This window comes from Tardiphaga alba (assembly GCF_018279705.1).
GTDB classification, from domain to species: Bacteria; Pseudomonadota; Alphaproteobacteria; order Rhizobiales; family Xanthobacteraceae; genus Tardiphaga; species Tardiphaga alba.
In genome coordinates this window covers 4,939,031-4,963,611 of sequence record NZ_CP036498.1, presented here as the reverse complement: position 1 = coordinate 4,963,611, position 24,581 = coordinate 4,939,031, and the positions used below count along the sequence as shown (strand labels likewise).

Here is a 24,581-nt window from a genome sequence, read left to right as displayed (position 1 = left end):
ATGGATCTGAGTTTCAATCCAGAAGAAGTCGCGTTTCGCGAGGAAGTGCGCAAGTTCTTCCGGGAAAATCTCGACCCGGTCGTGCGCAAGAAGCTGCAGGAAGGTCACCACACCAGTAAGGAAGACCTGGTGAATTGGCAGCGCACCCTCAACAAGAAGGGCTGGGCCGTCCCGCATTGGCCGAAGGAATATGGTGGCACCGGCTGGAGCGCCGCCAAGCAGTATATTTTCTTGGAGGAGCTGCAGAAGACCCCGGCGCCGCCGCCGCTGCCGTTCGGCGTCAACATGGTCGGCCCGGTCATCTACACCTTCGGCAACGAGCAGCAGAAGAAGCACTTCCTGCCGCGCATCGCCAATATGGACGACTGGTGGTGCCAGGGCTTCTCCGAGCCCGGCTCGGGGTCGGACCTTGCCTCGCTGAAGACGACCGCGAAGAAGAAGGGCGATACCTGGATCGTCAACGGCCAGAAGACCTGGACCACGCTGGCGCAGCACGCCGACTGGATCTTCTGCCTCTGCCGCACCGACCCCGATGCGAAGAAGCAGTCGGGTATCTCCTTCATCCTCATCGACATGAAGTCGAAGGGCATCACCGTCCGTCCGATCCAGACCATCGATGGCGGGGTCGAAGTCAACGAAGTGTTCTTCGATGAGGTCGTGGTGCCCGCCGAGAATCTCGTCGGCGAGGAGAACAAGGGCTGGGATTACGCCAAATTCCTGCTCGGCAATGAGCGCGTCAACATCGCCCGCGTCGGCATGTCGAAGGAGCGCATCCGCCGCATCAAGGAGCTGGCCTCCAGCGTGATGTCGGGTGACAGGCCGCTGATCGAGGACCCGCAGTTCCGCCAGAAGCTCGCGGCCACGGAGATCGAGCTGAAGGCGCTCGAACTGACGCAGATGCGCGTCGTCGCCGCCGAGGGCAAGCACGGCAAGGGCAAGCCGGATCCGGCCTCCTCGATCCTGAAGATCAAGGGCTCGGAAATCCAGCAGACGCTCACCGAACTGCTGCTCGAGGTTACCGGCCCGTTCGCGCTGCCTTTCGCGCCGGAAGGCGATGGCAAGAACGAAGAGGGCGACTGGGCCTCGCCCATCGCGCCGACCTATTTCAACTACCGCAAGGTGTCGATCTATGGCGGCTCCAACGAGATCCAGCGCAACATCATCGCGAAAGCGGTGCTGGGGCTTTGATGTCTTCTCCCTCGCCCCGCTCTTGCGGGGAGAGGGCGGGGTGAGGGGTGTATCCGCAGGCGCCGTCATTGCGGCTCCTGCAGTGGCCTGCCCCTCACCCGAAATACTCGCTGCGCTCGCATTTCGACCTCTCCCCGCGCAGAGCGGGGAGAGGTTCGGAAAGCCCGAGCCAAATTCAACACACGCGCGTTGCGCGCGATCCGAGAGAAAAGAAAATGGATTTTGATCTTTCCGAGGAGCAACGGCTTCTCAAGGACAGCGTGGATGGCCTGCTGAAGGCATCCTACGACTTCGAGAACCGCAAGAAGTATCGCGCTGAAAAGGGTGGTTACAGCAAGGCGATCTGGGGCAAGTTCGCGGAGCAGGGCCTGCTCGGCCTGCCGTTCAGCGAAGAGGATGGCGGCTTCGGCGCCGGCCCGATCGAAACCATGCTGGTGATGGAAGCGCTCGGCCGTAACCTCGTGGTCGAGCCCTATCTCGACACGGTGGTGCTCGGTGGCGGCTTCCTGCGCCGCGGCTCGGCCGAACAGCGCGCCGCGCATCTGCCGGGGATCATCGACGGCTCGAAGACCTTGGCCTTCGCCCAGGTCGAGCGCGACTCGCGCTTCGAGCTCGGCAACGTCAAAACCGCCGCCAAGAAAAGCGGTGCGGGCTACACCCTGTCCGGCGAGAAGTTCGTCGTCGGCCACGGCGACACCGCTGATACGCTGGTCGTCACCGCACGCACGGCCGGCGGCCAGCGCGATGCCAAGGGCGTCGGCGTATTCTTGGTGCCGGCTAACGCCAAGGGCGTCGATATCCGCGGCTACGAGACCCAGGACGGCAGCCGTGCCGCCGACATCAAGTTCGACAATGTCGAGGTCGGCGCAGATGCCGTGATCGGCGATGCCGAGAACGGCCTGTCGATCATCGATCAGGTAGTCGATGATGCCCGCATCGCGCTCTGCGCCGAAGCGGTGGGCGCGATGGAAGAGGCGCTCAAGGTCTCGGTCGAGTATATCAAGGAGCGCAAGCAGTTCGGCGTCGCCATCGGCTCGTTCCAGGCGCTGCAGCACCGCGCTGCCGACATGTTCACCGCGCTGGAGACCGCGCGCAGCATGTCCTATCTCGCCTCGATGGCCTCGAGCTTCACCGATCTCGACGAACGCGCCAAGACGGTCGCTGCTGCCAAGGTGCAGATCGGCCGATCCGCGCGCTTCGTTGGCCAGGGCGGCGTGCAGCTGCATGGCGGCGTCGGCGTGACCATGGAGTATCGCATCGGCCACTACTTCAAGCGGCTCACCATGATCGAGCAGCAGTTCGGCGATGCCGATTTCCACCTCCGTCGCGTCGCGGCGGCCGGCGGGATCACGGAGTAACAAACGCCTATCTCTCGTCATGCCAGGCCTCGTGCCGGGCATCCACGTCTGTGCCCGAAGCGAAGGCGTGGATGGCCGGGACAAGCCCGGCCATGACGAGGGAGAGGTCTGGAGCTAGTCAATAACAAGGAAGCGTCCCCGATGACCCATCCCTTCGATCTCACCGGCAAGGTCGCCGTCGTCACCGGCTCCAGCCGCGGCATCGGCAAGGCATCGGCGGAACTGCTGGCGCAGCTCGGCGCCAAGGTTGTCGTCTCCAGCCGCAAGGCCGATGCCTGCGAGGAGGTCGCTGCAGGGATCCGCAAGGCCGGCGGCGATGCCCATGTCATTGCCTGCAACATCTCGCGCAAACCCGAGGTCGAGGCGCTGATCGACGGTACTGTGAAGCATTACGGCCCGATTGATATCCTGGTCTGCAACGCTGCGGTGAATCCCTATTACGGCCCGCTGCTCGACATCGCGGATGCGGCCTTCGACAAGATCATGGGCTCGAATGTGAAGAGCAATATCTGGCTGTGCGCCAAGGCGATCCCGGCCATGGCCGAGCGCGGCCGCGGCTCCGTCGTCATCATCTCCTCCATTGGCGGCCTGCGCGGCTCCACGGTGATCGGCGCCTACGGCATCTCCAAGGCCGCCGACTTCGCGTTGTGCCGTTCGCTGGCCGGCGAATGGGGCCCAAAGGGCGTGCGCGTCAATTGCATTGCTCCGGGCCTCGTGAAGACCGATTTCGCCAAGGCGCTGTGGGAAGACGAAGCCAATCTCAAGCGCCGCACATCGACCACGCCGCTGCGCCGGATCGGCGAGCCGCATGAAATCGCCGGCGCCGTCGCCTATCTCGGCTCCGATGCCTCGACTTTCATGACCGGCCAGACCATCGTCATCGACGGTGGCGTCACCACGGCGTCGGTGTAATCCTTCACCTTGCCCTGCAGGGGAGGGTGTTCGAACGCAATGAAATCTCCCGAAACAAATCTCCCCCGGTAGCCTTTCACCACTGCCGCAATCCTTTCCCGATTTTTAACATTTCGGGCGCACGGATATCCGCTGGACGGAGAGTTCCCGTGCGGCAAACGGATATTGCGATCATTGGTGGCGGTCTGGCGGGTTCGGCTGCGGCAGCGATGCTCGGCCGCGCCGGTATCGCCACGATTCTGGTCGAGCCGCATCACGAACATCCCCCGAACTCCGCTGCGAGAAGATCTCCGGCCAACAGCAGATCGACCGCCTCGACAGGACCGGCCTGCGCGATGCCGTGTTCAATGCAGCGACCCATGACAGCGAGATCTGGCTGGCGCGGTTCGGCCGCGTGATCGACCGGCGCCCGAGCCAGCAGCACGGCTTTCTCTACGACACCTTGGTCAACACCGTGCGCGGCGAAATCCCGCCGATCGTGACCACCATTCATGCCAAGGCGGTCGCGGTCCGTACCTCGGATGATCGCCAGATCATCGGCCTCGCCAATGGTGAGGAGATTTCGGCGCGGCTGATCGTGCTCGCCAATGGCGGCAGCGTCAGCCTGCGCGACCAGCTCAAGATCGGCCGCCCCGTCATTTCGGCCTGCCATTCGATCTCGGTGGGCTTCGACATCGCGCCGACAGCGCGTGCGCGCTTCGCGTTTCCGGCGCTGACCTATTTTGCTGAATCAACGCGCCATCGCACCGCCTATGTCACGCTGTTCCCGATCGGCGATACCATGCGCGGCAATCTGTTCGTCTATCGCGAAGCAAGTGATCCATGGGTGCGTGCCATGCGCCGCACGCCGGAGGCAGCACTCGACAGTTGCCTGCCGAAGCTGCGTGCGTTGATCGGCGACTACACGATTTCCGGCGACATCAAGATCCGTCCCGTCGATCTCTATGAGAGCGACAATGTGGTGCAGCCCGGCGTGGTGCTGGTCGGCGATGCCTTTGCGTCGCCTTGCCCCGGCAGCGGCTGCGGCACCGACAAGGTGTTCGTCGATGTCGCGCAGCTCTGCGGCGTGCACATCCCGAACTGGCTCGCAACGCCCGGCATGGCTGCCGACAAGATCGCGCAATATTATGCCGATCCGCTCAAGCAGGAATGCGACGCCTGGGCAAAGGACAAGGCCTTTACCCTGCGCGCGGTGACGCTGGAGAATTCGCTGTATTGGCGCATGCAGCGCTGGAGCCGCTTCCTCGGCCGACTCGGGCAGGGATTTGCACGCCGCGCCAGCGAGACCCTCCCGCGCGAGCTTGCGATGGTCGGCAGCGCATTGATCGTGACGATCGCGCCGGCGCTGTAGCCGTCGTTCGTAGCCCGGATGGAGCGCAGCGCAATCCGGGGACCGGCGTTTCCGCTGGCTCGCCGGGCCCTGCATTACGCTTCGCTCCATGCAGGCTACACCTTTGCCGTCTTGACCTTCTCCCGTCGATCCGGTTGCCTGCACGCATAAGCAACGATCCGGGAAGAAACCTCCATGTCATTCGTGATGGCCATCGATCAGGGCACCACCTCGTCGCGCGCGATGATTTTTGCCGCGGACCTCTCGATCGCGGCCATCGCGCAGCAGGAATTCCCGCAGCATTTTCCGGCCTCGGGCTGGGTCGAGCATGAGCCGGAAGATATCTGGTCGTCGACATTGTCGGTCTGCCGCGATGCCATGGCCAAGGCCAAGGTCAGCGCAAAGGACATCGCCGCCATCGGCATCACCAATCAGCGCGAGACCGTGGTGGTGTGGGACCGCGTCACCGGCCAGGCGGTTCACCGCGCCATCGTCTGGCAGGATCGTCGCACCGCGGAGATTTGCGCGAAGATGAAAGCGGACGGCCAGGAGCCGTTCATCACCGAGCGCACCGGCCTGATCATCGATCCGTATTTTTCCGGCACCAAGGTTGCCTGGATTCTCGATCACGTGCCGGGTGCACGCGCCCGTGCCGAGCGCGGCGAACTGATGTTCGGCACCGTGGATTGCTATCTCCTGTGGCGTCTTACCGGCGGGCAGGTGCATGCCACCGACGCCACCAATGCGTCGCGCACGCTGCTGTTCAACATCCACACCGGGGCATGGGATGACGAGCTGCTGAAGCTGCTGCGCGTGCCGCGGGCGATGCTGCCGAAGGTGCAGGATTCGTCGTCGGATTTTGGCAGCACGTCGCTGTTCGGTGGCAGCATCATCATCGGCGGCATCGCCGGCGACCAGCAGGCGGCGACCATCGGGCAGGCGTGTTTTGCGCCGGGCATGATCAAGTCCACTTACGGCACCGGCTGCTTCGCATTGCTCAACACCGGCACCACGCCGGTGGTCTCGAAGCACAAGCTGCTCACCACCGTGGCCTATCAGTTGAACGGCGTGCGCACCTATGCACTGGAAGGCTCGATCTTCGTGGCGGGATCGGCGGTGCAATGGCTGCGCGATGGTCTCGGCATCATCAAGAATGCGGCCGAGAGCGGCCCGCTCGCGGACAAGAACGACTCCTCGCAATCGGTCTATCTGGTCCCGGCCTTTGTCGGTCTCGGTGCGCCATACTGGAATCCTGATGTGCGCGGCGCGCTGTTCGGCCTCACGCGCAACACCGGCCCTGCCGAACTTGCGCATGCCGCGCTGGAAAGCGTCTGCTACCAGACCCGCGATCTCTATGCGGCGATGCGCGCCGACTGGCCGGATGTCAGCGCGGCGACCGTTGTGCTGCGTGTCGATGGCGGCATGACTGCGTCGGACTGGACCATGCAGCGCCTCGCGGATCTGCTCGATGCGCCCGTGGATCGCCCGATGATCCAGGAGACGACGGCGCTCGGCGCTGCCTATCTCGCCGGGCTGAAGGCCGGCGTCTTTCCCGAGCCCACGAAATTTGCGGACAACTGGCGTCTCGAACGCCGCTTCAAGCCGGCCATGAGCGAAGCGACACGATCGCGAAAACTGAAGGGTTGGGCGCAGGCGGTGAAGGGCGTGCTGGCGAGCGACCCGGGGCAGTGATCTCCCGACATTGCGCGCATGCAACGCGCATTTCGATCACGATGGCTCAGCGAGATTGATCGCCCCGAGGTCGACAAGGGTCCGGTGAAAGCGACGTTTGCGTTCCGAGACGGAAGCGAAATAGCCATCGCCGCATTGGTCGATTAGGCTCGCACGGGTCGCGAAGATGCGGTCGAGCGGCAGGCCTGCCAGTTGCAAGGCGACGGTGCCAAGAAAAGCGATATCGAGATCTGCGCCGCGCCCTGCGCGGAAGCGGCCGGGTTCGAAATTCAGGGCTTCGACAGCATAGAAAGTCCGGAATTGGCGCCGGGGATCAGGCGGCAATTTCAGCTTCGCCTCGATCCGTCTGATCATCACAGGCTGATGGTCGCCGTAGTGAACGATCAGCGTCGGGCGCTGATGGGCTGAAAGCTCATGCCGCACTTGCTTCCAGGTCGCTGCGGTTTCCTCGAGCCGCGCGTAATATTCGGCATAGTGCGGAACGGCCAGGCTCGCATGGGCGAAAGCGCGCGCATCGTCAGACTGGCCGGGCGAGGTGAGCCGCCGGTTGTGCGGACCATGGTTGAAGTTGGTCAGCGCATAGAGAAAGCGTGGCGCGGCTCCATCGGAGATTCCCGCCATATGAGTGGCGATGGCCGCCGGCAAGAACTGCGCATCGGAATGCGTGGTCTCGAAACGCGCGAGATCGAATGGTGGCGGAAGATCGTCAGTGAAAATCCGTTCGCTCATGCCGACGGCGGCATAAAACTGATCGTAATTCAGGAAGCTGCGCCGGCAGCTGGACGCCAATGCGGTTTTGTAACCGAGTGCCGTGAGCGCGTCGGGCAGGCTGTTGCGGAAGCGGCCGACGCCGCGCTTGAACAGGTAGTAGGCGCTTGAACCGAAGCTGGCACTGGATAGTCCGGTCAGCACACTGAATTCCGATTGCCAGGACCCGCCACCAAAAATATCGACATTGAGGCGACCGTGCCAGCCGTCTGGTGGCGAGAGGAAGGCGTCAATAGCGGGATCGACGGGTAAGCCATAAAGGCGCGGATCGAAAATGGATTCGTGCTGGATGACGATTATGTCCGGAAAGTCGGCGATGCGCCCCGGCACGGCATCCATCAGGGGCAGCGGCTCATGCGCGATATCGCTGAAATCCAGTCCACCGAATTTCACCCATGAGCGCGCATCGAGCAGCGACGCGATGAATGCGGAGAAAAAACAGCGGCGCTCCGCTGCTATCAGCTGGAATGGCGCATTGCCTCCGCCGGCCGCCCAGGCAACCATCAGGCAAATCGATGCGGCGCAGAGCAGCGTGAGCCGGGCGGCCAGCGGAAGAGCCTCGCCGTCGATGCCGAGAACCGTAGCTGTTGCAGCCGCAAACAGAACAACAGTGCCCGCCGCAACGCCTGCAACGGCAAGCGGATATTGTGTGAAGAAGAACGGTGTCGTCCCCGCGAACAGCAGCGGCAGGTCCGTCACGATCAGCTTGAGCCCGCTATGGCTGTATTTGACCAGCGACGCCAGAGTGGTGGCGATCACCAACAGCGATGCGAGAAGAAGCGCGCGTTCGATATCCGCCGTAACGATCAGCAGCAACGTCGTGAAGACGCCATAGGCGGCCAGCGCAAGACCGAGCTGCGCGATGCTGCGCTCGGCAAACCAGATGACCGCGATGGTCGTCGCCAGGATCGGGATCAGGATCATGCGGATGAAGCGGCCCGTCAACGATGGTGCAGCCATTGCTACACTATTGTGACAGGTAAGAACAGCCGCCAGCAGTGCTGGCCCGTCCCCGGAATGCCGGCCGGGCTAGAACACCTCCTGCCGGCCGCGCGCAATCGAGAACCCATGCCGGCCGGCATTAAAGCAGGTTACGCCGGATGGTTCCGATTTGCAGGTGAAGCCACCGTGCTGGAACGTCGCGTCGTAATTCAACACACGCAGTTTGGGGTCCATGATGGTGTCGCCATGGCAGATGCGGATGCCGCTCTTGCTGCCGACGCCGATCTCGAAGGCCCGGCCCATTCGAGTTCGCAATCCCTCGGCTTCGGCACGCTCACGGTGGCCTGCATGATGTCGCAGCGGATGACGCTGTTCTTGCCGTCCGGGAAATACTGGCAAGCGATGTTTTTCGATGGCGACAGGAAGCCGGTGGGCGAGGTCTGCGCGAGGACAGGCAGCGGAGCCATGACAAGCGCAGCGGCGAGGAGCGGTGATTTCATGAAGCGAGACTTTCGGAACAGGGCATTGCTTGCCCAGTCTAGTCTGTCCCGCTTCACAAGCCTATGACCGCAGGCGCGCTGAAGCTTATGGTTTCCCTCCCCGGAGCGCAGCGAATGGGGAGGGTGGCCGATAGGCCGGGTGGGGTCTTTCCCAACACGACATCGGAGCGGGAGGGATAGACCCCACCCGTCTCGAACGCTGCGCGTTCGATCCACCCTCCCCGCTGCGCGGCTGCGCCGCTTGGGGGAGGGATAAGACGGCGCCTACTTCGCGCCGACCGCCTTGCCACGATACATCAGATGTACCGCGCAATTGCATCCAGGCGGATGGGATGCGAGATCGGCAGGCGCCTCGTCATTGGCCGGCGCTTGCGACGCCAGTTTATCCGCGACGGCCTTTTCCTGCGCGGCGGCTGCAGCGCCCGGAATGTAGTTCAGGATCGGCGCCAGCCAGCGCTCGACCTCGGCCACATCCATGCCCTTGCGCGCCGCATAGTCTTCCGCCTGATCGCGTTCGATCTTGCCGACACCGAAATAATAGCTTTCGGGATGGCTGAAATAGAGACCCGACACCGACGAGCCCGGCCACATGGCATAGCTCTCGGTGAGCGACACGCCCGCGGTGTTCTCCGCATCGAGCAGCCGGAACAGTGTTGCCTTCTCGGTGTGATCGGGCTGCGCGGGATAGCCGGGTGCCGGACGAATGCCCTGATACTTTTCGAGGATCAGGTCGTCGACGGAGACATCCTCGTCCGGTGCGTAGGCCCAGAATTCCTTGCGGACGCGCTCATGCATGCGCTCGGCAAAGGCTTCGGCGAGACGATCGGCCAGCGCCTTGCACAGGATCGACGAATAGTCGTCATTGGCGTTCTTGAAGCGATCGGCGATCACGTCCTCACCAATGCCGGCGGTGACGACGAAGGCGCCGATGTAATCGGCCACGCCGGTGTCCTTCGGCGCGATAAAATCCGACAGCGCGGCATTGAAGCGGCCTTCGCGCTTCACCAGCTGCTGGCGCAGCGTGTGCAGCGTCGCGATCTCCTTGGCCCGGTCGTCATCGGCATAGACGCGAATGTCGTCGCCCACGGCGTTTGCCGGCCAGAAGCCGACGGTCGCCTTGGCGGTGAACCACTTCTCGTCCACGATCTGCTTCAGCATCTTCTGCGCATCGGCATAGAGCGAGGTCGCGACTTCGCCGACGACACTGTCGGTGAGAATGCCCGGGAAACGTCCGGCCAGCTCCCAGGTCTGGAAGAACGGCGTCCAGTCGATATAGCGGGCGAGTTCTTCCAGCGAGTAATCGCTGAACGTCCTGATGCCCAGGAAGGTCGGCTTGCGCACGGTCTTGCTGAAATCAGCCACATGCGCATTGGCCCGCGCAGTCGTCAGCGAAAGACGCTTCTTGTCCTGCTGCGCCTTGAAATGCGCTGCAGAAATCTTGGCATAGTCGGCGCGCACATCGGCCGCATAGGCCTCGCGCTTCTCCGGCGACAGCAGCGACGACGCGACACCGACCGCGCGGCTGGCATCGTTCACATGCACGACGGCGCCCGCACGATAGTTCGGATCGATCTTCACCGCCGTATGCACGCGGCTCGTGGTCGCGCCGCCGATCAGAAGTGGCATCTGCAGGCCCTGCCGCTCCATCTCGCCGGCGAGGAAGGTCATCTCATCCAGCGACGGCGTGATCAGGCCCGACAGCCCGATGATATCGGCGCCTTCAGCCTTCGCCGTCTCGATGATCTTCGAGGCCGGCACCATGACGCCGAGATCGACGACCTCGAAATTGTTGCACTGGAGCACGATGCCGACGATGTTCTTGCCGATGTCGTGCACGTCGCCCTTCACAGTCGCGAGCACGATCTTGCCGGCGGACGAGCGTCCGCCTTCGGTACCGATACCCTTGGCGAGATTGTCGGCTTTCTCCTGCTCCATAAACGGCATCAGGTAAGCCACCGCCTGCTTCATCACGCGGGCGGACTTCACCACCTGCGGCAAAAACATCTTGCCGTCGCCGAAGAGGTCGCCGACGACATTCATGCCGTCCATCAGCGGACCCTCGATGACATGCAGCGGCCGCGCGACGGTGAGGCGGGCAGCTTCGGTGTCCTCGTCGATATATTGCGTAATGCCGTGGACGAGCGCATGGCTGAGCCGCTTCTCCACCGGCCATTCGCGCCAGGAGAGGTCCTGTTCCTTGGCCTGCTTGGTCTGGCCGCGGAATTTCTCCGCGAGTTCGAGCAGCCGTTCACCGGCGCCGGGATCACGATTGAGGATCGTGTCCTCGCAGACCTGGCGCAATTCCGGATCGATGTCGTCATAGACGATCATCTGCCCGGCATTGACGATGCCCATATCCATGCCGGCCTTGATGGCGTGATACAGGAACACCGAATGCATCGCCTCGCGCACCGGTTCGTTGCCGCGGAACGAGAAGGAGAGATTGGAAACGCCGCCGGAAATATGCGCATGCGGCAGGTTCTGGCGGATCCAGCGCGTCGCTTCGATGAAATCGACGCCGTAATTGTTGTGCTCTTCCAGGCCGGTCGCGATGGCGAACACATTGGGATCGAAGATGATGTCTTCCGGCGGGAAGTCGAGCTGATCGACGAGAATGTCGTAAGCGCGCTTGCAGATCTCGATCTTGCGCTCATAGGTGTCGGCCTGGCCGACCTCGTCGAAGGCCATGACGACGACCGCGGCACCATGGCGCTGCGCAATCTTGGCCTCGTGAATGAACTTCTCGACGCCTTCTTTCATGGAGATCGAATTGACGATCGGCTTGCCTTGAACGCATTTCAGGCCGGCCTCGATCACGTTGAATTTTGACGAGTCCACCATCACGGGGACGCGGGCAATATCCGGCTCGGAGGCGACGAGGTTGAGGAACTCGACCATCGCCTTTTCTGAATCCAGAAGGCCTTCGTCCATATTGACGTCGATGACCTGCGCGCCGTTCTCGACCTGATCGCGCGCCACCTGCAGCGCCGCGGCGTAGTCGCCTTCGGTGATCAGGCGGCGGAATTTTGCGGAGCCGGTGACATTGGTGCGCTCCCCACATTGACGAACGGAATGGACGCGGCGAGTTCGAACGGCTCGAGGCCGGACAGGCGCAGCAGCGGCGCGATCTCAGGGACGGCGCGCGGCTTGTGCGGGGCGACGGCCTTGGCGATGGCGGCAATATGCGCTGGCGTGGTGCCGCAGCAGCCGCCGACGATGTTGACGAGGCCGCTGGACGCGAACTCGCCGACGAGGCGCGCCATATATTCCGGCGTTTCGTCGTACTGGCCGAATTCATTGGGCAGACCGGCATTCGGATAGGCGCAGACCAGCGTGTCGGCGACGCGGCCGATGTCGGCGATATGCGCGCGCAGGTCTTCCGCGCCCAGCGCGCAGTTGAAGCCGATGGTGGTGGGCTTGGCGTGCTTCACCGAATTCCAGAACGCTTCCGGCATCTGGCCTGAAAGCAGGCGGCCGGATTTGTCGGTGATGGTACCGGAGATCATGATCGGCACGTCGATGCCGCGAGCCTCGCAGATTTCCGCGATGGCATAGAGCGCCGCCTTGGCGTTCAGCGTGTCGAAAATGGTTTCGACCAGCAGCAGGTCGGCGCCGCCGTCGAGCAGGCCGTTGATCTGCTCGCTATAGGCGATGCGCAGGTCGTCGAAGGTCACGGCGCGATAGCCGGGATTGGCGACATCCGGCGAGATCGAGGCAGTGCGGTTGGTCGGGCCGATGGCGCCGGCGACGAAGCGCGGGCGGCCGTCCTCGGCTTCCACCTTGATGGCGGCGTTCTTGGCCAGGCGCGCACCGTCACGGCTCATCTCGTAAGCGAGATCGGCCATGTCGTAGTCGGCCTGCGCGATCGAGGTCGAGGAGAAGGTGTTGGTGGCGACGATGTCGGCACCGGCACGCAGATAGTCTGCGTGAATGTCTTCGATGGCCTGCGGCTGGGTCAGGATCAGGAGGTCATTGTTGCCTTTGACGTCGCGGTGAAAGTCCTTGAACCGGTCGCTGCGGAATGCGGCTTCATCGAACATCAGGCCCTGGATCACGGTGCCCATGGCGCCGTCGAGCACCAGGATACGCTCGGAGGCGGCCTTGAGAAGGGCGGTACGCTTCGGAGAAATTTGCACTGACATGATTTAGGCTGCCTTGCGCGCGCCGTTGGGGCGGAAACCCAGCAAATGACTGATCGCGAAGACCAGATCGGCGCGGTTCATGGTGTAGAAATGGAAGTCGTTGACGCCGGCCTTGGCGAGCTTCTGCACCTGGCCGGCGGCCACGGTGGCGGCGACCAGCTTGCGGGTCTCGGCATCGTCATCGAGGCCGTCGAATTTTTCGGCCAGCCAGTCCGGCACGGTGGTGCCGGCGCGGGTGACGAAATTGCGCGCCTGCTTGAAATTATGCATCGGCATGATGCCGGGCAGCACCGGGATGTCGATGCCGCGCGCGCGCACCTTGTCGAGGTAGCGGAAGTACAGATCGTTATCGAAGAACACCTGGGTGATGGCGCGCGTCGCGCCGGCGTCCACCTTGGCTTTCAGGGTGTCGATGTCAGCGGAGAAATCGGCGCTTTCCGGATGCTTTTCGGGATAGGCGGAGACGGTGACGTCGATATCGGAATAGCGCTTACGGATCGAGGCGACGAGATCGGCGCAGGTTTGGTAGCCGTCCTCATGCGCGACATAGGGGGTGCCGATGCCCGTGGTCGGGTCGCCGCGCAGGGCCACGATGTGGCGCACGCCGGCCTCGTGATAGCGGGACACGACATCGTCGATTTCGCTTTTCGGCGCTCCCACGCAGGTCAGATGCGCGGCCGGCGTCAGGTTGGTTTCCTTCAGCAGGCGGACGATGGTGGCGTGGGTTCGCTCGCGGGTGGAGCCGCCGGCGCCATAGGTTACCGAGACGAAGGATGGGGAGAGGGGGGCCAGTCGCTCGATGGTGTCCCACAAGGTGCGGTCCATCTCCTCGGTCTTCGGCGGGAAGAACTCGAAGGAGATGTTGGGAAGGTTGGGGGTGGCCGGGGTCGTCTCGGTCATCTCGAACTCCACCGCCGCATCAGGCGGCACCGGTTGTTGGGTCGTGGCTAGCTGTTTGGCTGCACTGCACAAAATAGACTGATGTGCCGGGCAAAAATAGCCCATTGGGAAGAGATGTAGGGTGGGAAATGGCCCATTACGTCGCCTGATGGCTGGAATGGCATGAAGAGATGAAGATGAATGGGCAGGCGGAAAATGCAGCTTCGCCTGTAGTGATTCTTATTTAGGATATTGAAATTGTTATAACAAAATCGCTTCAGAATCGGGTGTCTCGCTTGCTCTGGTTGTGGGCAGGTTGCTAGATAAATTTATCGTCTTCAAATATGGCCCATTTCGCCGATACGATTGCCTCAATTCTCCCTTTGGATCCACCACGCTTGCCGTCCCGTCCGGACGCATTAGCCTGCCGGTATGATCCCGCTTTCCGTTCTCGACCTGTCGGTCGTCACCACCGGTACGCCGCCTTCAAAGGCGCTGCGCAACAGCATCGACCTTGCCAAACATGCGGATGGCCTTGGCTATGTCCGCTACTGGCTGGCCGAGCATCACAATCTCGCATCTGTCGCCAGTCCCGCGCCTGAAATCATGATCGGTCAGATCGCTGCGGCGACGTCGCGGATCCGCGTCGGCTCCGGCGGCGTGATGCTGCCGAATCATGCGCCGTTGATGGTGGCCGAGCGCTTCAAGATGCTGGAGGCGCTGTTTCCAGGCCGCATCGATCTCGGCCTCGGCCGTGCGCCCGGCACCGATGGCGCCACGGCCTATGCGCTGCGCAACCGGATGGCCGGCCGCGAGGGCGATGATTTCCTCGAACGGCTGAGCGAATTGCTGCTGTGGGAGACGCGGCGCTTCCCAGACAACCATCCCTATAACAATGTCGTCGCCATGCCGAACGACGTGCCGCTGCCGCCGATCTGGCTGCTCGGCTCCAGCGATTTCTCGTCCGATCTCGCAGCCCAGGTCGGAATGGGCTTTGCCTTCGCCCATCATTTTGCGTCCCACGATGCGGCGGACGCGATGGTGCATTACCGGGCGCGCTTCAAGAGCTCGACCTGGCTGCAGGCGCCGCAGGCGATTCTTGCAGTGGCGGTGATCTGCGCCGAGACGGATGAAGAAGCCGAGCGATTGGCGGCTCCGTTCGATCTCAACCGCCTGCGCCGCGACCGCGGCGAATATGCGCCGCTGCCGAGTGTCGAGGAAGCGCTGGCCTATCCGTTTAGCGATGCCGAGAGGATGAAGATGGCGCGCAACCGCTCGCGGCTGTTCGCGGGCAGCCCGGCAACGGTGCGGGAGAAGCTGCAGCCCTTGATCTCGCAATGCCAGCCGGACGAACTGATGGTTGGTCACGGCGATGTATGATCATGAGACGCGGAAGCAGTCATATACGCTGCTGAAAGAGGCGCTCGGATCGTAGGATGGGTAGAGCGTAGCGAAACCCATCACCTCTCGCGCCGGTGGTGATGGGTTTCGCTGCGCTCTACCCATCCTACAAATGCATGTCGGAATCCGCCTGCCGCAAACGTCCTGGAGGCGGCGCCACCAAAATCAAGGGAACACCCATGCTCTATGCACTTCTGGCCTATCACGTCGAAGATGTCGTCGTGTCCTGGACCGCCGATCAGGATACGACCGTGATGGCCAATCTTCACGAGATCCACGAGCGGCTCACCGCCGATGGCCAGATGGGCCCGGCTGCGCGGCTTGGCGGCACCAAGGGCGCGTTTACCTTGCGCGGGCCCGGCGCGGGCGTGGTGATCGACGGTCCATTCGCCGAGACCAAGGAGCAGCTGCTCGGCTTCTATGTCGTGGATTGCGAAACGCGGGATGAGGTGATCGCCGTCGCGCGCGATTTACGGAAAGTGAACCCGTCGGCGGCGTATGAGATTCGGCCGGTGCAGCTGTTTCTGCCCGGCTCGCCGAAAGAGGCGACGCATGCTCTATCGGACTACGTCAGAGGCGCGTCTTGAAGCTCGTCATGCCCGGCCTTGTGCCGGGCATCCACGTCTTTACCAGAGTGAGTCGTGGATGGCCGGGACAAGCCCGGCCATGACGGAGCAGGAACGATAGAGCTCAGCCCTGCTGCTCGCCAAATGTCTGGCGGAACGGATGGGCGGGATAGACGCCCACGATCCTGAATTCGCGCGAGAAGAATTTCAGCTCTTCCAGCGCGAAAGCCAGATTGCGGTCATCCGGATGGCCATCGACATCCGCATAGAACTGCGTGGCGAAGAACTCGCCATCGACCATGTAGCTTTCCAGCTTGGTCATGTTGACGCCATTGGTCGCAAAGCCGCCGAGCGCTTTGTAGAGCGCGGCGGGAATGTTGCGCACCCGAAATACAAAACTGGTGACCAGCGGCTCCTTGCCTTGCGGGGCCCACTTGGCATCCTTCGACAGGATGACGAAGCGCGTGGTGTTGTGGCTCTCGTCCTCGACGTCCTCGGCCAGGATATCCAGGCCATAGATCTCGGCGGCGAGGCGCGGCGCCAGTGAGCCGCAGCTCTTGTCGCCGCGCTCGGCAACGATGCGGGCCGAGCCGGCGGTGTCGGCGGCGACGATGGAGCGGACGCCGAGCTTGCGGATCAGGCGACGGCACTGGCCGAGCGCGTGAACATGGCTCTCGATGGTCTTGAGATCCTCGATTTTCGCGCCGCGCGGCGCCATCAGCTGGTGATGGATCGGGATGAACCACTCGCCGATGATGTGCAGGCCGGATGCCGGCAGAAGATGGTGGATGTCGGCGACGCGGCCGGCGATCGAGTTCTCGATTGGGATCATGCCGAGATCGGCCTCACCGGATGAGATCGCCGCCAGCGCATCCTCGAAAGTGGCGCAGGGGAGCGGCTCGGCCTGCGGAAACGCCTCGGCGATCGCATTATGGGAATTGGCGCCTGGCTCGCCCTGAAAGGCGATCTTCATCGGGATTGTCATGGCGGGCCTTGTATCAGTCGATCAGGTTTTTGCCAGCAGATGGCGGGCAGTTTCGAGGTCGTGCGGGGTATCTACGCCGAGCGGGACGGAGTCCACGATGGCGCCGTCGATCCGCATGCCGGCTTCCAGTGCGCGCAGCTGTTCAAGCTTTTCGCGCTGCTCCAGCGTCGAGGGGGCTAGTTTGACGAAGCTCTCGAGTGCAGCGCGGCGATAGGCGTAGAGCCCGATGTGATGATAGCGCGGGCCGTCACCATAGGGCGCTGTCGCCCGGGTAAAGTAGAGCGCGCGCAGGCGGTTCAGGCCAGCCGGCGAGCCGATCAGCTTCACCACATTGGGGTTGGTGTGCTCTTCATCCTTGCGGATTTCGGCTGCCAGGGTGGCGATATCGACCTTTGGATCGTCCAGAACCCGGACGGCGGCGGCAATGTCGCCAGGCGGAATGGTCGGCAGATCGCCCTGGACATTGACGATGGTCTGGACCGTGCCGGCCGGATCCAGTCTGCCCAGCGCCTCGAAAATCCGGTCCGAGCCCGACGGATGGTCCGGCGAGGTCATCACCGCCTCGAAGCCATGGGCGGTCACCGCATCGGCGATCTCGGCGGTGTCGGTGGCCACGGCCACCCGGCCGATATCGGCTTCGCTGGCACGCCGGGCGACATGCACGATCATCGGTAGGCCCCGATATCCAGCAGCGGCTTGCCGGGCAGGCGGGTTGCGGCCATCCGGGCGGGAATGAGCACGAGGGTACGGGGATCGGTCATGGCTTCAGGGCTTGGTCAGTTAAGTTCGGCAAAATCGGCTCGAATTCCGTCTGTCGGGCGGGGAAAACCATGATGCAGATCAAGGGCAAACCCTGGAGCGCGGCGTTTATACGGGTTGCCAGAACTAGGGCAAACCGTTATCTCGATTGGACAGGCTCTAAACAGGCCTGCAGACGTGATTCATGGGCGCGTCGAGGCCGTGGGAGCGGCTTTCCAATGACCTGAAACGGGCGTGGGGCTTACGGAATATGGACTCTTTCGAACTCAATAAGATCATGGGTGCCATTCTCGGCACGTGCCTCGTCCTGATGGCGACGAACTTTACCGCCCAGGCCGTGTTCGCACCGAAGCATCTGGAAAAGCCCGGCTACGATATTGCCGTGAAGGAAGATGCGGCTGCCGGCGGCACCAAGGCTGCTGCTGCGCCCTCCGAACCGATCGAGAAGCTACTGCAGACGGCGTCCGTCGAAAAGGGCGCGACCGCGGCGAAGAAGTGCGCCTCGTGCCACACCTTCGAAAAGGGCGGCCCGAACCGCGTCGGTCCGAACCTTTATGGCGTCATCAATGATCACGTCGGCCAGGGCCGCAACGGCTTCAACTTCTCCGCCGCCATGAAGGCCAAGGGCGGCAACTGGGGCTTTGAGGAGCTCAACAAGTTCATCGCCAGCCCGAAGGCCGCCGTGCCCGGCACCGCGATGGGCTTCGCCGGCATTTCCAAGGACAGCGAGCGCGCCGACCTGATCGCCTATCTGGCAACGCTGGCCGACACGCCGGTCCCGCTGCCGACGGCGGCCAAGTAAGCCGCACAACGCGATTTCGTCACATTCACGCATCCCTACGGCCGGGCCAGCAGCCCGGCCGTTGTCGTTTGCGCATTACCAAAGCTTAAGCGGGACGTTTGGCCGCAACGCGTTAGGATGCAAGCAAGGCGTCGGGTGGTATCTTGCGGAAAAGCCGGCATAATCGGTCGAACCCTCGCCTTATATCGCGGTTCTACTCGACTGCTTCGGTTCACAGGATTCAGCACATTGACGATCTCCCGACGCCGCCTTCTGAAGACCACCGCATTTGCTGCTCTCACGCCGGTGCTCGGGGGGATCGGTAGTCTCCCGCTGAGCGAGGCGGCCCAGGCGCAACCTGCCGCCGCGGCCGGCAGCGCCGAATGGCGTCACGCGCTGTCGCTGTTCGGCGAGATCAAGTATCCGGCAGGCTTCAAGCGCTTCGATTACGTCAATCCGGACGCCCCGAAGGGTGGCACCGTGCGCCAGATCGCACTCGGCACGTTCGACAATTTCAACATCGCGGTGGCCGGCGTGAAGGGCAACATCGCCGGCGCCGTCGGGCTGATCTATGAATCGCTGACCACGGCGTCGCTGGATGAGGTCTCGACCGAGTATGGTTTGCTGGCCGAAGCCGTCAGCCATCCCGAGGATTATTCCTGGGTGAGCTATCGCCTGCGTGCCGAGGCGAAGTGGCACGACGGCAAGCCGGTGACGCCTGAAGACGTCATCTTCTCGCTCGACTCCTTCAAGAAATACTCGCCGCAATATTCGGCCTATTATCGTCACGTCGTGAAGGCCGAGAAGGTCGGCGATCGCGAGGTCAAATTCACCTTTGATGGACCCGGCAATCGCGAATTGCCACAGATTGTCGGCCAGCTCACGGTTCTGCCCAAGCACTGGTGGGAGGGCACCAACGCGTCCGGCCAGAAGCGCGATATCGGCAGCACCACGCTGGAATTGCCGCTTGGCAGCGCGGGATATCGCATCAAGGATTTTTCGGCAGGCCGCAATGTGGTCGTCGAGCGCGTCAGGGATCATTGGGGCGCCAAGCTCGCCGTGAATGTCGGCCGGAACAATTTCGATGAGATCCGCTACGAATATTTCCGCGATGGCACCGTCGCGCTCGAAGCGTTCAAGGGCGATCAGGTCGATTGGCGCACCGAGAACAGCGCCAAGAACTGGGCGACGGCCTATGATTTCCCGGCGGTCGCCGAAAAGCGCGTGATCCTCGAGGAATTCACCAATCGCTCCTCCGGGATCATGCAGGCCTTCGCGATGAATCTCCGTCGCGACAAGTTCAAGGATGCGCGCGTGCGTCGCGCGCTGAACTTCGCCTTTGATTTCGAGGAAATGAACAAGCAGATCTTCTTCGGTCAATACAAGCGGATCGCGAGTTATTTCGAAGGCACGGAACTCGCTTCGAGCGGCTTGCCGCAAGGCAAGGAGCTGGAGATCCTTGAAACCGTGCGCGCCGATGTGCCGCCGGAGATCTTCACCAAGACCTATACGAATCCGGTCGGCGGCAGTGCGGAGAATGTGCGCAGCAATCTGCGCGAGGCGATGCAGCTGCTGAAAGAGGCCGGCTACGAAATCCGCGAGCGCAAGCTCGTCGATGCCAAGACGGGCGCTCCGTTCGAGATCGAACTGCTCGGCGAGGATCCGAGTTTCGAGCGCGTGATGCTGTTCTTCAAGCCGTCGCTCGAGCGTCTCGGCATCAATGTCTCCGTCCGCACCATCGACGCCACGCAATACGAGAACCGGCTGCGCAGCTGGGATTTCGACATCGTGGTGTCGTCATGGCCGGAATCGCTGTCGCCCGGCAATGAGCAGCGCGAATATTGGGGCTCTCAGGCTGCTGATCAGGCCGGCTCCCGCAATCTCATCGGCATCAAGAATCCGGCGATCGACAAACTGATCGACCGCGTGATCTTCACCAAGGACCGCGACGATCTCGTTGCCGCCACCAAGGCGCTCGACCGCGTGCTACTCTGGCACAATTACGTCGTCCCGCAATGGACCTATAACAAGGTCCGCACAGCGCGGTGGGATCGTTTCGGCCGTCCGCCCGAGCCACCGAAATATGGCCAGTCCGGCTTCCCCTCCATCTGGTGGTGGGACGCCGAGAAGGCTGCCAAGACGGGCGGCCGCTCTTGAGCCGGCAATCGCGCATGGCGCAACTCGATCGTCGGCACGTGCTCGGTCTTGGCGTTGGTCTTGGCCTCGGCGCCATCGCCGCGTCGCAGTTCAGTCCCGCTCTGGCGCAGAGCGAGACGAAGCCCGCCGATGTCGATGCGCATGGCATGTCGGCGTTCGGTGATCTGAAATACCCCGCAGATTTTCCGAACTTCGACTATGTGAACGTCAAGGCGCCGAAGGGCGGCACGTTCTCGACGGTGCCGTCAACGCGCGCGTTCAATCAGTCATTCCAGACTTTCAATTCGCTGAACGCCTTCATCCTCAAAGGAGATGGTGCACAGGGCATGGGGATGACCTTCACGACCCTGATGGCCCGCGCCGGCGACGAGCCCGATGCGATGTATGGACTGGCCGCAAAGTCGGTCCGCATTTCGGCCGATGGGCTGATCTACCGTTTCACCATCCGGCCCGAAGCGCGCTTCCATGACGGCAGCAAGCTTACGGCCAAAGATGCCGCTTGGTCGCTGACGACACTGAAGACCAAAGGGCATCCGATCATCGTCACCCAGATGCGCGATGTCGTCAAAGCCGAAGCGGTCGATGACGCCACGCTCGTCGTCACCTTTGCTGAGAAGCGCGGGCGTGACGTGCCGCTATTCGTTGCGGCGATGCCGATCTTCTCGCAGGCCTATTACGACAAGCGTGCCTTCGATGAATCGTCCCTCGACATCCCGCTGGGCAGCGGACCATACAAGGTCGGTCGCTTCGAGCCCGGCCGCTTCATCGAGTTCGATCGCGTCAAGGATTGGTGGGGCACCGATCTGCCGGTGAACCGCGGCAGCAACAATTTCGATACGGTGCGCTTCGATTTCTATCGCGACCGTGACGTTGCCTTCGAAGGTTTTACCGGCCGCAACTATCTCTACCGTGAAGAGTTCACGTCGCGCATCTGGAATACGCGCTACGATTTTCCGGCCATCAAGGACGGTCGCGTCAAGCAGGAGACCTTGCCGGACGATACGCCGTCCGGAGCGCAGGGCTGGTTCCTGAACACGCGCCGCGCCAAGTTTCAGGACCCGCGCGTGCGCGAGGCACTCGGCAATGCGTTCGACTTCGAGTGGACCAACAAGACCATCATGTATGGCGCCTATGTGCGCACGGTATCGCCATTCCAGAATTCGGACCTGATGGCGAGTGGTCCGCCGTCGCCGGAAGAGCTGGCATTGCTCGAACCGTTCCGTAGCAAGGTGCCGGCGGAAGTGTTCGGCAATCCCTATGTTCCGCCGGTCTCCGACGGATCGGGGCAGGATCGCTCGCTGTTGCGTCGTGCTATCCAGCTTCTCAGCGATGCCGGCTGCGTGATGAAGGACGGCAAGCGGATGACGGCGCAAGGCGAGCCGTTCCGGATCGAATTTCTCTATGACGAGCCGGCTCTGCAGGCCCATCACGCACCGTTCATCAAGAATCTCGGCACCCTCGGCATCGAGGCCACGCCGCGCCTCGTCGATCCCGTCCAGTCCCAGGCGCGCCGCAATGATTTCGACTTCGACATCACGATGGAGCGCTTCGGCTTCTCGACGGTGCCTGGCGATTCCTTGCGCCCATTCTTCACGTCGCAATCGGCAGCGACAAAAGGCTCGAAGAATCTCTCCGGAATGTCCGATCCGGTGATCGATGCGCTGGTCGAGACGGTGATTGCCGCAGATACGCGGCCGAAGCTGGTCTTCGCTGCGCGGGCTCTCGATCGCGTCATTCGCGCCGGTCGCTACTGGGTGCCGCAATGGTATTCGAACAAGCATCGATTGGCCTATTGGGACGTGTTCGGCCACCCCGCCGATCTGCCGAAATATACTGGCGCCGGCGCCCCCGAACTGTGGTGGGCCATGGCCAGCAACGCTGCGACCGAGCAGGCAAAATAGCATGACCGCATATATCGCACGCCGCGTGCTGCTGATGTTTCCCACATTGCTGGGAATCCTGCTGGTGTCTTTCGTCGTGGTGCAGTTTGCGCCCGGCGGTCCTGTCGAGCGCGTCATTGCGCAACTGAGTGGCGCCGACACCGGTGCCTCGCGGGTGTCCGGTTCGTCATCGGGCGGCGATTTCGGCAATCGCGCCCAGCCGGGCGGCGCGGCCGATGCCGTCAATTCGAAATATCGCGGCGCGCAGGGGCTCGATCCAGACTTCATCAAGAATCTGGAAAAGCAGTTCGGCTTCGACAAGCCGGCGCCCGAGCGCTTTCTGCTGATGGTCTGGAACTACATCCGGTTCGATTTCGGCAAGAGCTATTTCCGCGACACATCCGTGGTGCAACTGATCAAGGAAAAGCTGCCGGTCTCGATGTCATTGGGCATCTGGATGATGCTGCTGAGCTATCTCATTTCGATTCCGCTGGGAATCCGCAAGGCGGTGCGGGACGGATCCAAATTTGATACCTGGACATCGGCGATCATCATCATCGGTTTCGCGATCCCCGGATTTCTGTTCGCGATCCTGCTGATCATCCTTTTTGCCGGCGGCTCGTTCTGGAGCATCTTCCCGCTGCGCGGGCTCACCTCGGACGGCTGGAGCCAGTTTCCGTGGTACTGGAAGATCATCGATTACTTCTGGCACATCACACTGCCATTGCTCGCCATGGCGCTGAGCGCTTTTGCGACGACGACGTTGCTCACCAAGAACTCGTTCCTGGACGAGATCCGCAAGCAATATGTGATGACTGCGCGGGCGAAAGGCTGCAATGAGCGTCAGGTGCTTTACGGCCATGTGTTCCGCAATGCCATGCTGATCGTGATCGCCGGCTTCCCCGGCGCCTTCATCGGCGCATTCTTCTCCGGCGCGCTCTTGATCGAAACCATCTTTTCGCTCGACGGCCTCGGTCTGCTCGGCTTCGAGAGTGTGCTGAACCGCGACTATCCGGTGGTGTTCGGCACGTTGTTCATCTTTTCGCTGATGGGGCTGATCGTGGGGTTGATCTCGGATCTCGCTTATATGTGGGTCGATCCGCGGATCGACTTCGAGGCGAGGGACGTCTGATGGCTGTGTCAGCACCGATGCCCGTCGAAGCCACCACGCAAACGCCGCTTGGCGAAGCCGTGCCGCCCTCGCGCCGGCCGCTCGGCCTGTCGCCGCTCAACAAACGCCGCTGGCAGAATTTCAAGGCGAACAAGCGCGGCTACTGGTCGCTCTGGATCTTCTCGATCCTGTTCGTCGTGTCACTGTTTGCCGAACTGATTGCGAACGATCGACCGTTCCTGATCAAGTTCGACGGCAAACTGTATTTCCCCGCGGTCGTGACCTATTCGGAAACCACCTTCGGGGGCGATTTCGAAACGGCGGCGGACTATCGCGATCCGTTCCTGCAAAAGCTGATCGCCGAGAAGAACGGCAGCATCTACTGGCCGCCGATCCGTTATTCCTACGACACGCACAACCTCGATCTTCCAACGCCTGCACCGTCGAAGCCGACATGGATGCTCACCGAGGAACAGTGCAAGCCGGTGGTCGAGAAGAAGGGCCTGAAGGGCTGTCGGGATCTCGAATATAACTGGCTCGGCACCGACGATCAGGGGCGTGATGTGGTCGCGCGCCTGATCTATGGATTCCGTATCTCGGTGCTGTTCGGTCTCACGCTGACGATCCTGTCGTCGATCATCGGCATCGCCGCCGGCGGCGTGCAGGGCTATTTCGGCGGCTGGGTCGATCTCGCCTTCCAGCGTTTCATCGAGATCTGGAGTTCGATCCCGTCGCTCTATCTTCTGCTCATCCTGTCGGCGGTGCTGGTGCCTGGCTTCTTTGTTCTGCTCGGCATCCTCTTGCTGTTCTCATGGGTCTCGCTGGTCGGTCTCGTGCGTGCAGAGTTTTTGCGCGGGCGAAATTTCGAGTATGTCACCGCAGCGCGTGCGCTTGGCGTTTCCAATCGCAGCATCATGGTTCGGCATCTCCTGCCGAACGCGATGGTGGCCACCATGACGTTCCTGCCCTTCATCGTCTCTTCGTCGGTGATGACGCTGACGGCGCTGGATTTCCTCGGCTTCGGTCTGCCGCCCGGCTCGCCGTCGCTGGGTGAGTTGCTGTCGCAGGGCAAGGCCAATGTGCAGGCGCCGTGGCTCGGCTTCACCGGTTTCTTCGCGGTGGCGATCATGCTGTCGCTGCTTATTTTTATCGGCGAAGCCGTCCGCGACGCCTTCGATCCGCGCAAGACGTTCAGGTGAGGTTGTGATAAAATCTGCCTGCGGATGGAGG

The 24,581-nt window shown here is 62.4% G+C and carries 16 protein-coding genes and 3 pseudogenes; 13 read left to right on the top strand and 6 right to left on the bottom strand.

Annotated features, from left to right (window positions below; genetic code table 11):
* The 6 genes from pimC (at position 1) to glpK (ending at position 6,480) form a co-directional block, all read left to right on the top strand.
* Entirely contained in the window at positions 1-1,188 is a 1,188-nt protein-coding gene (pimC, locus tag RPMA_RS23780; RefSeq protein WP_211910119.1) for a pimeloyl-CoA dehydrogenase large subunit, read from the top strand.
* A gap of 215 nt (positions 1,189-1,403) precedes the next feature.
* Complete coding sequence (gene pimD / locus RPMA_RS23775; RefSeq protein WP_211910118.1) at positions 1,404-2,546, top strand: pimeloyl-CoA dehydrogenase small subunit; 1,143 nt, start codon at positions 1,404-1,406, stop codon at positions 2,544-2,546.
* A 141-nt stretch (positions 2,547-2,687) separates the two neighbouring features.
* A complete protein-coding gene (locus RPMA_RS23770) occupies positions 2,688-3,458 on the top strand; it encodes an SDR family NAD(P)-dependent oxidoreductase (protein WP_211910117.1) in 771 nt (256 codons plus the stop codon).
* A gap of 209 nt (positions 3,459-3,667) precedes the next feature.
* Positions 3,668-3,856 (top strand): hypothetical protein, encoded by a 189-nt coding sequence (locus tag RPMA_RS28610; RefSeq protein ID WP_408056565.1) that lies wholly within the window; start codon positions 3,668-3,670, stop codon positions 3,854-3,856.
* Entirely contained in the window at positions 3,799-4,809 is a 1,011-nt protein-coding gene (locus RPMA_RS23765; RefSeq protein ID WP_249225375.1) for an FAD-dependent monooxygenase family protein, read from the top strand. Before RPMA_RS28610 ends, RPMA_RS23765 begins: the two co-directional genes overlap by 58 nt.
* A 174-nt stretch (positions 4,810-4,983) precedes the next feature.
* Positions 4,984-6,480 (top strand): glycerol kinase GlpK, encoded by a 1,497-nt coding sequence (gene glpK, locus RPMA_RS23760; protein ID WP_211910116.1) that lies wholly within the window; start codon positions 4,984-4,986, stop codon positions 6,478-6,480.
* A 36-nt stretch (positions 6,481-6,516) separates the two neighbouring features.
* Here the strand turns inward: glpK and RPMA_RS23755 are convergent, their stop codons facing one another.
* The 4 genes and pseudogenes from RPMA_RS23755 to metF all read right to left on the bottom strand — a co-directional run bounded on the left by RPMA_RS23755 (position 6,517) and on the right by metF (position 13,732).
* Positions 6,517-8,208 (bottom strand): sulfatase-like hydrolase/transferase, encoded by a 1,692-nt coding sequence (locus RPMA_RS23755; protein ID WP_211910115.1) that lies wholly within the window; start codon positions 8,206-8,208, stop codon positions 6,517-6,519.
* Positions 8,209-8,277: 69 nt separating this feature from the next.
* Entirely contained in the window at positions 8,278-8,493 is a 216-nt protein-coding gene (locus tag RPMA_RS28605) for a DUF6636 domain-containing protein (protein ID WP_408056465.1), read from the bottom strand.
* 461 nt (positions 8,494-8,954) lie between these two features.
* A pseudogene (gene metH / locus RPMA_RS23745) lies at positions 8,955-12,832 on the bottom strand (methionine synthase).
* A 3-nt stretch (positions 12,833-12,835) separates the two neighbouring features.
* Positions 12,836-13,732 (bottom strand): methylenetetrahydrofolate reductase [NAD(P)H], encoded by an 897-nt coding sequence (metF, locus tag RPMA_RS23740; RefSeq protein ID WP_211910112.1) that lies wholly within the window; start codon positions 13,730-13,732, stop codon positions 12,836-12,838.
* Between the two features lie 411 nt (positions 13,733-14,143).
* Here metF and RPMA_RS23735 point away from each other — a divergent pair.
* Positions 14,144-15,146 (top strand): annotated as a pseudogene (locus tag RPMA_RS23735) (LLM class flavin-dependent oxidoreductase).
* Between the two features lie 145 nt (positions 15,147-15,291).
* Positions 15,292-15,699 carry a YciI family protein gene (locus RPMA_RS23730; RefSeq protein WP_211910111.1) on the top strand — a complete coding sequence of 136 codons (408 nt, stop codon included), beginning with the start codon at positions 15,292-15,294 and terminating at the stop codon, positions 15,697-15,699.
* Between the two features lie 103 nt (positions 15,700-15,802).
* Here RPMA_RS23730 and RPMA_RS23725 read toward each other — a convergent pair whose 3' ends face one another.
* Positions 15,803-16,663: a prephenate dehydratase gene (locus RPMA_RS23725; RefSeq protein WP_211910110.1), complete on the bottom strand. Its 861-nt coding sequence runs from the start codon at positions 16,661-16,663 to the stop codon at positions 15,803-15,805.
* A gap of 21 nt (positions 16,664-16,684) precedes the next feature.
* Positions 16,685-17,385, bottom strand: a pseudogene (locus tag RPMA_RS23720) (3-deoxy-manno-octulosonate cytidylyltransferase).
* 287 nt (positions 17,386-17,672) lie between these two features.
* Here RPMA_RS23720 and RPMA_RS23715 point away from each other — a divergent pair.
* The 5 genes from RPMA_RS23715 (at position 17,673) to RPMA_RS23695 (ending at position 24,550) form a co-directional block, all read left to right on the top strand.
* Complete coding sequence (locus tag RPMA_RS23715) at positions 17,673-18,224, top strand: c-type cytochrome (protein ID WP_211910109.1); 552 nt, start codon at positions 17,673-17,675, stop codon at positions 18,222-18,224.
* Positions 18,225-18,452: 228 nt separating this feature from the next.
* Complete coding sequence (locus RPMA_RS23710; RefSeq protein WP_211910108.1) at positions 18,453-20,360, top strand: extracellular solute-binding protein; 1,908 nt, start codon at positions 18,453-18,455, stop codon at positions 20,358-20,360.
* Positions 20,361-20,374: 14 nt separating this feature from the next.
* Positions 20,375-22,261: an extracellular solute-binding protein gene (locus RPMA_RS23705; RefSeq protein ID WP_211910107.1), complete on the top strand. Its 1,887-nt coding sequence runs from the start codon at positions 20,375-20,377 to the stop codon at positions 22,259-22,261.
* Position 22,262: 1 nt separating this feature from the next.
* Positions 22,263-23,372, top strand: coding sequence for a microcin C ABC transporter permease YejB (locus RPMA_RS23700; protein WP_211910106.1), 1,110 nt, complete (start codon positions 22,263-22,265; stop codon positions 23,370-23,372).
* Positions 23,372-24,550, top strand: a complete 1,179-nt coding sequence (locus RPMA_RS23695; protein ID WP_211910105.1) for an ABC transporter permease — start codon at positions 23,372-23,374, stop codon at positions 24,548-24,550. The genes RPMA_RS23700 and RPMA_RS23695 overlap by 1 nt, the downstream gene beginning before the upstream one ends.
* Positions 24,551-24,581: the final 31 nt, after the last annotated feature.

Excerpts from the sequence above, each read along its gene's own strand:
- pimC (WP_211910119.1), top strand. The coding sequence starts at position 1 with ATGGATCTGAGTTTCAATCCAGAAGAAGTCGCGTTTCGCGAGGAAGTG.
- pimD (WP_211910118.1), top strand. The coding sequence starts at position 1,404 with ATGGATTTTGATCTTTCCGAGGAGCAACGGCTTCTCAAGGACAGCGTG.
- RPMA_RS23770 (WP_211910117.1), top strand. The coding sequence starts at position 2,688 with ATGACCCATCCCTTCGATCTCACCGGCAAGGTCGCCGTCGTCACCGGC.
- RPMA_RS28610 (WP_408056565.1), top strand. The coding sequence starts at position 3,668 with ATGCTCGGCCGCGCCGGTATCGCCACGATTCTGGTCGAGCCGCATCAC.
- glpK (WP_211910116.1), top strand. The coding sequence starts at position 4,984 with ATGTCATTCGTGATGGCCATCGATCAGGGCACCACCTCGTCGCGCGCG.
- RPMA_RS23755 (WP_211910115.1), bottom strand. The coding sequence starts at position 8,208 with ATGGCTGCACCATCGTTGACGGGCCGCTTCATCCGCATGATCCTGATC.
- RPMA_RS28605 (WP_408056465.1), bottom strand. The coding sequence starts at position 8,493 with ATGGGCCGGGCCTTCGAGATCGGCGTCGGCAGCAAGAGCGGCATCCGC.
- metF (WP_211910112.1), bottom strand. The coding sequence starts at position 13,732 with ATGACCGAGACGACCCCGGCCACCCCCAACCTTCCCAACATCTCCTTC.
- RPMA_RS23730 (WP_211910111.1), top strand. The coding sequence starts at position 15,292 with ATGCTCTATGCACTTCTGGCCTATCACGTCGAAGATGTCGTCGTGTCC.
- RPMA_RS23725 (WP_211910110.1), bottom strand. The coding sequence starts at position 16,663 with ATGACAATCCCGATGAAGATCGCCTTTCAGGGCGAGCCAGGCGCCAAT.
- RPMA_RS23715 (WP_211910109.1), top strand. The coding sequence starts at position 17,673 with ATGGACTCTTTCGAACTCAATAAGATCATGGGTGCCATTCTCGGCACG.
- RPMA_RS23705 (WP_211910107.1), top strand. The coding sequence starts at position 20,375 with ATGGCGCAACTCGATCGTCGGCACGTGCTCGGTCTTGGCGTTGGTCTT.
- RPMA_RS23700 (WP_211910106.1), top strand. The coding sequence starts at position 22,263 with ATGACCGCATATATCGCACGCCGCGTGCTGCTGATGTTTCCCACATTG.
- RPMA_RS23695 (WP_211910105.1), top strand. The coding sequence starts at position 23,372 with ATGGCTGTGTCAGCACCGATGCCCGTCGAAGCCACCACGCAAACGCCG.